General features: G+C 51.9%; 10 protein-coding genes. All 10 read left to right on the forward strand.

Going from position 1 to position 12815, the window contains the following annotated elements:
* The first annotated feature begins 46 nt into the window (after positions 1–46).
* The gene (locus MNU25_RS10360; RefSeq protein WP_240984995.1) at positions 47–805 is read left to right on the forward strand and encodes a hypothetical protein; all 759 of its coding nucleotides are present in this window, start codon (positions 47–49) and stop codon (positions 803–805) included.
* Between the two features lie 228 nt (positions 806–1033).
* Positions 1034–1381 carry a hypothetical protein gene (locus MNU25_RS10365; protein WP_240984996.1) on the forward strand — a complete coding sequence of 116 codons (348 nt, stop codon included), beginning with the start codon at positions 1034–1036 and terminating at the stop codon, positions 1379–1381.
* Between the two features lie 19 nt (positions 1382–1400).
* Positions 1401–1556, forward strand: a complete 156-nt coding sequence (locus MNU25_RS10370; RefSeq protein WP_240984997.1) for a hypothetical protein — start codon at positions 1401–1403, stop codon at positions 1554–1556.
* A 27-nt stretch (positions 1557–1583) separates the two neighbouring features.
* A complete protein-coding gene (locus tag MNU25_RS10375) occupies positions 1584–3656 on the forward strand; it encodes a DNA topoisomerase III (RefSeq protein WP_240984998.1) in 2073 nt (690 codons plus the stop codon).
* A 368-nt stretch (positions 3657–4024) separates the two neighbouring features.
* The gene (locus tag MNU25_RS10380) at positions 4025–5209 is read left to right on the forward strand and encodes a pyridoxal phosphate-dependent aminotransferase (protein ID WP_240984999.1); all 1185 of its coding nucleotides are present in this window, start codon (positions 4025–4027) and stop codon (positions 5207–5209) included.
* A 205-nt stretch (positions 5210–5414) separates the two neighbouring features.
* Complete coding sequence (locus MNU25_RS10385; protein ID WP_240985000.1) at positions 5415–6446, forward strand: LacI family DNA-binding transcriptional regulator; 1032 nt, start codon at positions 5415–5417, stop codon at positions 6444–6446.
* 209 nt (positions 6447–6655) lie between these two features.
* Positions 6656–7930 (forward strand): sugar ABC transporter substrate-binding protein, encoded by a 1275-nt coding sequence (locus MNU25_RS10390; protein ID WP_240985001.1) that lies wholly within the window; start codon positions 6656–6658, stop codon positions 7928–7930.
* A gap of 302 nt (positions 7931–8232) precedes the next feature.
* Complete coding sequence (locus tag MNU25_RS10395; RefSeq protein WP_240985002.1) at positions 8233–9225, forward strand: carbohydrate ABC transporter permease; 993 nt, start codon at positions 8233–8235, stop codon at positions 9223–9225.
* Positions 9222–10085 carry a sugar ABC transporter permease gene (locus MNU25_RS10400; RefSeq protein WP_240985003.1) on the forward strand — a complete coding sequence of 288 codons (864 nt, stop codon included), beginning with the start codon at positions 9222–9224 and terminating at the stop codon, positions 10083–10085. Before MNU25_RS10395 ends, MNU25_RS10400 begins: the two co-directional genes overlap by 4 nt.
* A gap of 128 nt (positions 10086–10213) precedes the next feature.
* The gene (locus MNU25_RS10405; RefSeq protein WP_240985004.1) at positions 10214–12550 is read left to right on the forward strand and encodes a glycoside hydrolase family 31 protein; all 2337 of its coding nucleotides are present in this window, start codon (positions 10214–10216) and stop codon (positions 12548–12550) included.
* The last annotated feature ends 265 nt before the right edge of the window (positions 12551–12815 follow it).

Here is a 12815-nt window from a genome sequence, read left to right on the forward strand (position 1 = left end):
GCGTAACGCAGTCGTCTTAAAAGGAACACCTGAAGGAGATGGAAAGATGCTCAGCCGGATCAACAGGACCTCTTTCAGTGGGGAACAGCCCTTGTTGGAATCCTTCACGGCAGAGTTACAGCCGGAATTCGCTCGGCAAGAAATTGAGTTATGGTCGGGAAGGCGCCTTCTCTATGGTTTGGCTGCCGTATTTTTAGGCAGGCCGCCGGCTGAGGAATGGCTGGCACAGGTGTTTTCCCCATCATTCATTGTGGTGGTGGAAAACTTGGGGCTGTCAAGGAATCTGTCGGATGGTCTGAAACAAGTCCTTGGGATTGTTCAGGACCCCGCCGAGCTTCCTCAATTTCTCGCCGACGCCCAAACGGAGTATGAGAGGTTGTTTAGGGTGCCTTTGAAAGGGACGATGGTGCCTTTGGGGGCAGGCGCGTATCTCCCGCGGGAGGCTGACTTGAACCGGCGTCGGGTAATTGTCGAAGGTTGGTATGCCCGCTTTGCTTTTGACTGGCGGGAGTATCTAGTCGGAACCCCCGGCGTCTGGCCAAACGAACCGGAACACGCGCTGCTGCTTCTGACTTTCCTCGCTATTCTGGCTGATGAGGTGGTTACCGGTCTCAGCGAAGGGGATGGCTTAGCTCCGGATCTGATGGCGCTCTGGCATGAAGTCTTAAGCTTGACACAGGAATGGTTGCCTGCGTGTATGGCTCGAGTGGCAGACCGGAGCCAAAATCTGTATTTCCGGAGTCTGGCACGGTTGACGGGTGAAGTCTTGGCGCGGGACGGAGGGGAACTTCCCCGAAAGTCTTAGGACAAGGCAGTGCGGCGCTCCTTTTGAGCAAGTTTGAGCCCCGGGGATATCCCCGGGGCTTCTGTCGCCGAGTCTTTTCACCCTCCGTTGGCGGTGACTGGGGGGCATTGAGGTCCAACCGGCGGACTCTCCGGAAGGGAAGGAAGATTCCTGCGCAGCCCGGCAGAAGCTAAAAGGGTCCATGCCTTGTGGACATGCCTTGTGGCTTCTGCCCTGAACGAGGAAGGTATGTTTGATATTCTTCGGGAATTTCTCTATAATACAATTGGCGAGTTCGTAGTGAATAAGGTGGTAAACCAAAGTTTTATTTGGATAAACTGTCGCTTGAACCGACTATTTGATCACCAGACGCAGCTGAAAATCCATTTAGAATCACAGGCGAAGCTCTTTATCCGACAGGGACTCTTAAGTGGGGCTTTTCAGCCACTATGGTCTTATATATTGGAGTTTGAAGTTGTCAGAAGCGAAGGAATGAAGGAGCCTTTCGGCTATACGAAATGGCAGGAGAATCTTTTTAAGGATATGGGCGTTCGGAAGTTAAGCGAAAAGGCCATGGACAGCATCATGACAGGGTGAAGAAATAGGAGGATAAACGATGGACGACCAAACCCGGGAAGCGATGCTCAAAATCATTGAGGACAAAAAACGCAAGAGCGCGAGTCAGAAAGGATGGCAGCGTGGTCAGGGACGCCTGGGGAACCCTCAAACCGGGGTCAAGAAATACAAAAAAGGCGGCTTATTCGACAAATAGAAACCGCGATGAGGTAGGGAGTTCATCATGAAACAACTGGTATTAACAGAAAAACCCAGCGTGGCCCGGGAGATCGCCCGGGTTCTTAACTGTCAGGCCAAGAACAAAGGGTACCTGGAAGGGCCGAACTATGTCGTGACCTGGGCATTGGGGCATTTGGTCACTCTGGCCGAGCCTGAGGACTATGATCAGAAATACAAACAATGGCGTTTAGAAGATTTACCCATGTTGCCGGAAAATATGAAGCTGAAGGTTATCCGCCAGACGTCACAACAGTATCAGGTCGTCTCTCACCTAATGAAACGTCAGGATATCAGCCAGCTGGTGATTGCCACGGATGCCGGGCGGGAAGGGGAGCTGGTGGCCCGCTGGATTATGAAACTGAGCAACTGGAAAAAACCCTTTAAAAGGCTCTGGATTTCTTCCCAAACGGACGCGGCCATCCGGGAAGGTTTTGCCAGCTTAAAACCGGGTGCCGAGTATAATAACCTCTATGATGCGGCGGTGTGCCGGGCGGAGGCGGATTGGCTGATCGGGCTCAATGTGACCAGAGCCTTGACTTGTAAATTCAATGCGCAGCTCAACGCGGGCCGGGTGCAAACCCCAACCCTAGCCATGATGGTGCAGAGAGAGGAAGAAATCAAGAAGTTCGTTCCTGTGGACTATTGGACCATCCGGGCGGATTTTGGTGATTATTTCGGCGATTGGCGCGGCCAAGACGGCAACCGCTTGTTTGACTATGCCCAAGTGGAGGAACTCCTGGCTAAACTCCAGGGGCAGGCCGGCCAAATCGTGGAACTGCGCCGGGAAAATAAAAGTGAACCCGCTCCTCTGGCTTACGATTTGACGGAACTTCAGAGGGACGCCAACCGGCGGTACGCTTTCTCCGCACAAAGAACCCTCAATGTTCTTCAGAATTTGTATGAGCGGCATAAGATCGTCACTTATCCCCGTACGGATTCCCGTTATATTACCAGAGATATCGTACCCACGCTGCCTGCCAGGCTCAGAGGGATGGCTGTCGGGCCTTATGCGGATTTGGTGAAACAGATCTTGCAAAAACCTTTGACTCCCTCGAAACGCTTTGTCGACGACAGCAAAGTGTCGGACCACCATGCTCTCATCCCCACGGAGCAGCCCCTGCGCCTGACAGATCTGACGGGAGATGAAAGAAACCTCTACGATCTGATTGCCCGCCGTTTTCTGGCCGTGCTGTCTCCACCCTACCGCTTTGAACAACTCACCTTGGTCACCCGGATCAAAGAGGAAAGTTTTTATGCCCGGGGTAAGCTGGTCAAGGATTTAGGCTGGCGGGCAGTGGCTTTTCAACTCGCGGACCGGGAAGAGGGCAAAGAAGAGAGTTTGCCTGAGCAGACGCTGGCCAATCTAAGCCGGGGTGAAGCGAGAACGGTCAAAAGCCTGAAAGCCCAGAAGGGGAAAACCAAACCCCCAGCCCGCTACACCGAAGCAACCCTGCTCTCAGCCATGGAAAGTCCGGGCAAATTTATTGAAGACGAGGAACTGCGGGAAAGCATTAAGGGTGGGGGCTTGGGGACCCCGGCGACCCGGGCTGAGATCATCGAAAAACTCATCTCCACTTTCTATGTTGAGCGCAATGGCAAGGAGTTGGTCCCCACGGCAAAGGGCATTCAACTCATCGGTCTGGTCGCTTCCGAACTCAGAAGCCCGGAACTCACGGCCCAATGGGAGCAGAGCTTAACTGATATTGCCCGGGGAAAGGGCAGCAGGCAGGCCTTCATCAGGGGTATCCGTGAGAATACCGCAGCTCTGGTACGCAGTGTCGCCGCGGACAACAGCGTCTACAAGGCGGATAATATTTCCAAGACGAAGTGTCCCGTCTGTGGCAAATATATGCTTCTGGTCCAAGGCAAACGGGGTAAAATGTTTGTCTGCCAAGACCGGAGTTGCGGGCATCGGCAGCCGGAAAAGGAAAGCCTCGGGTTTACCAGCTCCAAGCGGGCGAGCCAGATGAACCAGAAGCTCATATCTCAATACAGTGACAGTGGTTCGATCGGCAATAACCTGGGCGATCTGCTTCGGGAAGCTTTGGCCAAGCCGGGTCGGGAAAAACGAAAATAAGCGCTCGAAGCACTGATGTTTGCGGTTGCATTCGCAACTCTCATAGTGACTTTGATGAAGCATAAGAGCAAGCAGCCTACCTTGACAAGAGCTTTTGCTCTTCCCTCGAAGGCCGCGGACTGTGCGGCTGGTTGTATAACCGGGATGTTCGCGTATCCCCGGTTTATATTGCGCCGGCTGCATTTTTAGGCTATGATTTAGCTGGATTGAGGATTTGGGCATTTCCATTAGGGCAGATATTTGGAAAGAAAGAGACTAAGAAAACCGCCTTCATCCTATGATTAAATCCATGGGCTTTCGGTTGCGTTGCCGTAAGAAAACTGAAATTGAGAGAAAGAGCGAGAGGACTTTAAGAAAGGTGGATGGCCGTGATATCACGTGAGATGCGAGAACAGGTGGAAAACAGTTCCCTCATTCGGGCCATGTTTGAGGAAGGCAGACGACTGGCGGAAATCCACGGAGCGGAAAATGTCTTTGACTTTAGCCTGGGTAACCCGAATGTTGAACCGCCGGTCGAAGTGAAACAAGCGATTCTGGAGATATTGCATGTCGAGAACTCCAGCGCTATCCATGGATATATGAACAACTCGGGTTATGAAGAGGTGAGGTCGGCCATCGCCGAGTCAATCAACGGCAGATTTGGTACGGCGTTTACCCAAAATAATATTGTGATGACCGTGGGCGCGGCGGGTGGATTGAACGTCCTTTTTAAAACTTTGCTGAACCCAAAGGACGAGGTCATCGTCTTTGCCCCGTTTTTTGGAGAATACAGAAGCTATGTCAGGAATTATGCGGGCGAATTGGTAGTGGTCTCTCCCAACACCGTAGATTTCCAGCCCAACCTGGAAGAATGCCAAGAGAAAATTACGCCCCGAACGAAAGCAGTGCTTATCAATTCACCTAATAATCCAACCGGTGTCGTCTATTCGGAAGAGACCATCCTGAGACTGGCAAAAATACTGAATGCGAAGCAAAAAGAGTTTGGGAGCGATATTTACCTCATTTCCGATGAACCGTACCGGGAACTTGCTTATGATCAGGTCGAGGTGCCGTATCTGACGAAGTATTATGCTAACACCATCGTCGGATACTCTTTCAGTAAATCTCTGTCTCTGCCGGGTGAAAGAATCGGTTACTTGGTGATACCGGACGAAGTCGAGGATTATGAAAATATTATTTCCGCCGCGAACATTGCCACGCGCATTTTAGGTTTTGTCAACGCTCCTTCGCTGTTCCAACGCGTTGTGGCCAAATGCTTGGATGCTAAGGTTGATCTTCAGGCCTACAACAAAAATCGCGAGCTCCTTTATGGCGGGCTCTTATCCTACGGCTATCAATGCATTAAACCGCAGGGCGCATTTTATCTCTTTGTTAAGAGCCCAATAGATGATGACGTGAAATTCTGTAGCCTGGCCAAGCAAAAAAATATTCTCATTGTACCGGGTAAGTCCTTCGGCTGTCCGGGTTATGTCCGCATCGCCTATTGTGTGGCTTATCAAACGATCGAGAGGGCCTTACCGGGCTTTAAAGCGTTAATGGAAGACGCTGATTGAATATGGAGGGGGTAAAGTGAAGCTGTATTTCTGCGCTCACAGATCGTGCACTTTTTTGAGAGACCAAAAAATGCGGCTGAGGTCGCGAACGCTCAAGTGAGCGATCGATTCAATCGGGCTGACCAAGGCAAGTTGCCTTATCCACGGGTGAGTGCTGACAAAAAGGAGTCGGGGTGCGGGTGAAAAGAGGTGGAGGAGGTCGAAGGTGAAGCATACGGTTACCATCCGGGATGTTGCCAAGAAGGTCGGTGTCTCGGCTTCGACCGTCTCCCGGGTCATTGCCAACAGTCCCCTGATCAGCGAAGAGACACGGGAAGTGGTACGCAAGGCAATGGAGGAGATGGGCTACTTCCCAAATGCCGTGGCACGCAGCCTGGCGAATGCCCAGACCCGCACCATCGCCGTTGTTATGCCCAGCTCGGCGGAATTGGCTTTCCAAAATCCCTTTTTTCCGGAGGCGATTCGCGGAATCGGGGGCGTGACCAGCGAACAACGCTATGACCTGCTCCTGCTCACTCCGGTTACGGCCGAGGACGAGTATCGGGAGACCCTGCGGGTTGTCAAAGAGCGTCGGGTGGACGGTATAATTTTTCTCTATTCCCGTTCCGACCAGAAAGTCCTGGCAGAACTGGCCGAGATGGGATTTCCCCAGGTTTTGATCGGGCGTCCGCTTGAGGATTTGCCGTTGACCTGGGTGGATAATGACAACATCGAGGCCAGCCGGTCGGTGACCGCGGAGTTGATCCGGTTGGGTCACCGAATTATCGGTTTCATGTCAGGTCCACCCAATTTTGTCGTATCCCAAGACCGACTGGAAGGATACAAGCGGGCTTTGGCCGACGGCGGCATAACATGGGACCCGGAGTGTGTTTGTAGCGCGGACTTTTTGGAGGAAGAAGGGTACCGGGCGGCGGGAAAGCTGTTGGATGGGCGTCCAAACTTGACCGCTGTGGTAACTATGGATGACATTATGGCTTTCGGGGTGATGCGGGCCGCCCGTGAACGCGGCTTGGACCTGCCGCGGGAGCTATCTCTGGTAAGTTTTAACAACTCACCCCTGGCCCAACATATGACCCCACCGCTTTCCTCGGTTGAGATTCAGGCGCATGAATTGGGAGCCACGGCGGCGCGTTTGCTGCTCAGTCAGTTAGAACTGCAGCAGGCAACTTCCGAGCACTGTTTTGTTCAAGTTTCACTGGTGCGGCGGAATTCAATGGCTCCGGTTAAATTTTTGTGAGTCAAGTGAATTTTCCGGAAGGGAATTGCAGAAAAAGAGCGAATATATACCTAAGTGCAACCGGTTGCACCGTCACGCCCTAAATGCAACCGGTTGCAGGAGCGCCCCTCAATGAGTTAAGATTTGGATGGCTCAAGGTAGGGATTGCGAAGGAGGTGAAGGAGAGGCCAGAACTGTCTATTCCTATCAAAAAAAGGGGAGGAACCAGAATGTCAAAAAGTAAGACTAAAGCCTTAGCGGGAATTGTTGCTTTGATTTTAGCCCTCACGACTTTGCTCAGCGGTTGTGGATCAGGTAAGGCGCCCACGCCCACCTCAGCGGCAAGCGGATCCCAGGTTACTCTTAATCTGTGGGAACAGATGGAACAGCCCGTTGGCAAGGCATTCGATGCACAAATGAAGATCTTCGAACAAGAGAACCCGGGGATAAAGGTCAACCGGGTGCATTATCAGACAGAGGATTTGAGAAGTCAGTTCCAGACGGCTGTACTCTCAGGAAAGGGCCCCGAGCTGATCTATGGGCCCAATGATAATATGGGGCCCCTTTCGCTGGGTAAACTCATCATCCCGCTCAATCAGTTTATGGGGCAGGACTTTTGGAAGAAATTTGATCCCGGTATCCTGGATACGGTCAAGATTGGTAACGACATATGGGCAGTGCCGATAGTCAATGGCAACAATCTAAGTTTACTGTATAATAAGAAGTTGGTTTCCAAAGCTCCGCAGAGTTTTAATGATATTATCGCTTTGGCCAAAAAGTATAATGACGGAAAAACTTACGCGATGGTGACCAACGAAAATGAACCCTACTGGTTTGTGCCTTTCTTAGGCGCTTTCGGTGGCAAGGTGTTTGATAGCAGCGGCAAGATAACCGTTGACACTCCGGCGATGGTAAGCGCGTTTAAGTACTTGCATGATTTGAAGTATGTTTACAAGGTGATGCCTAAACAAGAGAGTCAACAGGTGGCGGAAGGCTTGTTTAAAGAGGGAAAGGCCGCGACACTAATCGATGGAGCCTGGTGTTTCAGTGACATGCACAAGACCTTGGGCGAGAACTTGGGCATAACGTTATTCCCCAAGGTTGATGATACAGGAAACTATGGGTCGCCGTATTATGGCTCTACAGGTTTCTCCGTATCGGCCAACGTGAAGGATCCCAAAGTGAAAGACGCCATAAAAAAGTTCTTCGAGTTTGTGACCTCCAAGGGCTTCCAAGTAAACTTTGCGCAGCAAATGGGGCAAATGCCCTCCACGACAGAGGCACTTAAGGATTCTTCCATAACCAGTGATCCGTTTATCAAAATGTCGATTGAACAAATGAAACATGGCACACCCATGCCGATTCGGGCGGAGATGCGGGCGGTTTGGGATGCCATGAGGCCGGAACTTGAAGCCGTTATGGCTAATCAAAAGACACCGGGACAGGCGGCCAAAGACATGCAGACCAAAGCGGAACAGCTCGCCAAGGATTTGACGAAAAAGTAACTCGAAATATGTTATGAACTCGTGCGCCATAGTCCAGTCATGACGGCCGAGGGCGGAGTTGTCGCCATCGAAGAAGCAAGGTATAGGGGGTATCACGCCCATTTATGGAGCTTGTAGAAAGGATGACACTTTCCTAGATTCAGGTCCCGACGGGGTAAGACTCCCACGTATGAAGCTTGTAGAAGCCGGTGAAAGTGGGAGTCCTACGATTGGATAAACAGCAGGGAAGTAGTGGATGGGCGGCCACCTATCCATTGCTTCTTCACGCTGGGATCGGTTGGCCTAAAAAGGAGGAGCGCGGAATGGAAGGAAGAGCCGGAAAGAAACCTAGCGTTGTTCGCAAAAGCGCCAGAGGAAGAAGAAAAAGATCCCTGCAGCAGAAGTGGTGGACCCCCTATCTTTTCGTGAGCCCGTCCTTTCTGATAGTGCTTTTTATTATTCTCCTTCCTTTGCTCTTTGAATTCTTGATGTCAACCTATGACATCAGGTTGCAGAACATGATGAGTCTAAAAGAAGTGGGGATTAACCTTTTCAATTTCCCCAGGATTTTCAAGAACCAATTTATCGGTCTGGGGAACTACAAGGAGATTATTACCAGCAAAGTCTTTGTCAGTGTGTTTCTTAGGACGGTTGTCTGGACCGCCAGCAATGTCTTTTTTCATGTGGTGATTGGAGTCTGGCTGGCTGTCCTTCTAAATCGCAAGTTGCCGGGAAAGTCTGTTTTTAGAGTTCTTCTAGTTCTCCCTTGGGCTATCCCGGAATACGTGGCGGCCGTAACCTGGAAAGGGATGCTTAACTATCAATTTGGGGCGATCAATGTTCTGCTGGGCAAATTAGGCATCCCGGCCATCAACTGGCTGGGAAACCCGACAAATACACTGATCGGGGCGACACTAACCAACATCTGGCTCGGCGTGCCCTTCATGATGCTGATTGCCTTGGGGGGGCTCCAGGGCATTCCACATGACTTGTACGAAGCAGCGGATATCGACGGTGCCACGGGGTGGCAAAAATTCCGGCATATCACCGCGCCTTTGCTAAAACCAGTGATGGTTCCCGCTATTATATTGGGTGTAGTTTGGACCTTCAACAAATTGAGTATCCTCTATATTCTAAAAGACGGGCAGCCGAGTGACGCGGTGAACATTCTCGTACTCAAGATGTACCGGGACGGATTTGATCTCTATCGCTATGGCTATGCAGCGGCTTTGTCTGTGGTAATATTCGTCATTCTTATTGTCTTCAGCCTCGTCTACCTCAGGGTGAATAGAACTTCGGAGGAGGGAGAACTATGAAGGGGTTCTTACGGGACAATTATTTCGAAAGAAATGACTCAACGCCCAAAATAATATTGATCTATTTGGCTTTAATCGTTATGACATTAATTGCGGTCTATCCGATATTGAATATCCTGGCCGCGGCCCTGAGACCTGACAATCAGATGTTTTCGACTTCTTTGGCGATAATACCTAAAGACGCGTCTTGGGCCAATTTCAAAGCGGCTTTCACGCAAATTCAGCTTACGCGTTGGATATACAACAGTGCCTTCATCTCTCTCCTAACCACCGTGGTCACTTTATTTTTTTCTACCACAGCGGGGTATGCATTTTCCCGATATCGTTTTTTGGGACGGAGCGGCGGTATGATTGTCCTGCTCGTAACCCAGATGTTTCCGGCCACGATGATTCTTCTTCCGCTCAACATTTTGCTTACAAACCTGGATCTAAGCGATAAACTGTGGACGCTGGTCATTCCCTACGTCTCGACGGTGGTCCCCTTCAGCATCTGGCTGCTCAAGGGCTATTTTGATACCATTCCGGTGTCAATCGAAGAGAGTGCCTATGTGGACGGGTGCAGCACGTTCAGGACTTTTTACACGATCGTAGTGCCTTTGTCAAAACCTGCCTTGGCCGTGGCTTCCATCTTTGCTTTCATGGGGGCGTGGTCAGAATATATCGTCGCTCGGGTTTTAATCCATAACGAAAGCCTTTACACATTGCCGCTTGGCCTTGTGACGCTCCAGGGGCAGTACAACACACAATGGGGAGTCTATTCGGCGGCGGCACTCATTACAGTTATTCCGGTTATGATCATATTTGTCGTCCTCTCTAAATACCTTGTAAGTGGTTTGACCTTGGGTAGCGTTAAGGGATAGGAAGCAGCTTGTAGAATCTTATAGACAAAATCTTATAGCCTGGGAGAGCTCGGTGGATGAAATCGCAGAAAGCACGGGCCGACTGAAAAAGATATGAAAAAAGAAAAATGATCTGTAGGTGGAAATAGATGAAACAGTGTCAATTTGGTTGCATCGAATCGAAAACAGACAGGAATCGAGTCCTGGAGTTACACTCTGGAACCCAGGTTTTGCAGGTATCCCTCTGTGGGGAATCTGTCATCCGGCTGCGCTACCACGGACTGGGGCGGTTTGACTCCCCGGCCGCGGCGGCTACGGGTTTGCCGCCGCTTCTGGTCAAAGAGGCAGTTCCTTTACCCGTACAATGGTTGGAAACTCCGACGGGATGGAAATTGCAAGGGAACGGGCTGAAGGTCAATATTACAATCGAGAGAGATCCGTTCGCTTTGACCGTTGCGGATAGTGAAGGAAAGGTCTTATTATGTCAAGCCGGAGCGGGGGCCTATCGTCAACAAGGATCCCGTGGGTCCGCAACCTGGCGCTGGGATGGAGGACCGATTGTCGGCTTGGGGGAAAAAATAGGCTCCTTGGATAAGCGCGGTAAGCGCCTGGTTTTATGGAACACGGATGAGGTGCCGCATTTACCGAATACAGACCCGCTCTACCAGTCCATTCCCTGGTTACTCAGCCGTCACTGGGGTCTCTTTGTTCACAACAGCCACCGGACAAAATGGGATCTGGGGCAGACGCAGCCGGAGGAACTCGTGATTGAGGCTGACGGCGGCCCCCTCGATCAGTGGATTTTCCTGGGCGAAGGTCCGCAGGATGTACTGACTCAGTGGTTGGAGTGGGTGGGCAAGATGTTCCTCCCTCCCCTGTGGGCTCTTGGGCACCACCAAAGCCGTTATTCTTACCACCCCCAGAGCCGGGTCATAGAAGTTGCCCAGACCCTGCGGGAGAAGCACATTCCTTGCGACGTGATTCATCTTGACATTGATCACATGGATGGGCATCGCGACTTTACCTGGGATTCGCGGGAATTCCCTGACCCAGACGGCATGAACAAGGAGTTGCACGATTTGGGTTATCATGTGGTGGGCATTGTGGATCCCGGGGTCAAGCAAGATGAGACCTATGCCGTTTGCGCCGACGGTTTGGCAGAGGGTGTCTTTTGCAGCAAAGAGACCGGGGAGGTTTTTGTCGGAGATGTCTGGCCGGGTCCGGCTCTTTTTCCTGATTTTGCCTGTCTCCGGGTGCGTGAGTGGTGGGGAGAACAGCAGGCCAAACACCTTGCTCACGGTCTGGATGGGATCTGGAACGACATGAACGAGCCCTCGGTCTTTAATGTTCCGGGCAAGACCTTTCCGCCGGATGTACGTCACGGAGAAGAAGCAGAACTGACGCACGCGGAAATTCATAACCGCTACGGGAGCCTCATGTCTCAGGCGGCCTGCGAGGGACTGCAAAAGTTTGCCCCGGAAAAACGGCCCTTCGTTCTGACCCGCGCCGGTTTCGCCGGAGTGCAGCGCCACGCGGCCGTCTGGTTGGGAGACAATTCGAGCTGGTGGTGTCATCTCGCCGAAGCGGTATCTATGTGCCTTAATATGGGGCTTTCCGGGGTGCCCTTTGTGGGTACGGATATAGGCGGTTTCCTGGAAGACAGCGAAAAACAGCTGCTGGTGCGCTGGATCCAATTAGGAATTTTTACTCCTTTCTGCCGCAATCATTCGAATATCAATACCCGGGCCCAGGAACCTTGGGCCTTTGATAAAGAGACGGAGAATATCTACCGGCAGGCGCTGGAGTGGCGCTACCGCTTGTTGCCCACGTTCTACACGCTGTTTGAAGAAGCTTCCCGAACCGGGAACCCTATCATGCGGGCTTTGCTGCTGGAATTTCCGGACGATGAGGTGGCTTGGCGGATTAACGACGAGTTTCTGCTGGGAAAAGATTGTCTGGTCGCTCCGGTCCTGCAGAAGGGAGCCCGTGAGCGCTTGGTTTACCTTCCCGCAGGGACCTGGCAGGAGCGGACAACCGGGAAGATTTTTACCGGACCGGCTCATGTGGTGGTGGGCGCAGACTTAGCACAGATTCCGATGCTTCTGCGGGAAGGAGCCATCCTGGCCTTGGGCTGCGGCGGTGAATTCACCCGGCCTGAGCTATTGTCAGTAGAGACCCTGGAGGTCTACGCCCAGGCACCCTTTGAGCAGGAGACAAGTTTTTACGCCGACGCCGGAGAGGGCTATGCTTACCAAGCAGGGGAATACCGGCGCTTAATTGTCAGGGGAAGTTTCGACGGACAGACCTTGACGCTCAAAGCTGAGCAGAAGGGCAACTGGGCACCTCAGGAGCGGCTTCAGGTCGAAATCCATTGGCGCGGAACTGTGAGCCGGCAGGAGTGGGTCTTAGCCGAGGAATTTACTGATCTTGCGCCGAAGGTACTTTTGAGTTATGATGAAGAAAATGCCGGCCCAAGTTTTACGTAGTCGGTATGGGTACGGCGGCACTTGAAGACGTTTTACAGGCACGGGATGTACTCACGCGCACCGGCGATATCCCTAAAAGAGTCGCACGGTTTGTGGGGAAAGCTCTTCCGGAGGACTCAGTCAGCGGCGAAAGGATCCATTAGAGTCATTGTGTTATTATGTTATGGGTGGAAGCATGGAAGCGTAATGGCTGGGACCGTCACTTAGGGCGAAGCGGATACGGCGGAAGAGGTCCGTGCAGTGGCAGAAATTAATGAGACCGCGA

The sequence above is a fragment of the Acididesulfobacillus acetoxydans genome (assembly GCF_902729405.1).
Lineage (GTDB): Bacteria > Bacillota > Desulfitobacteriia > Desulfitobacteriales > Desulfitobacteriaceae > Acididesulfobacillus > Acididesulfobacillus acetoxydans.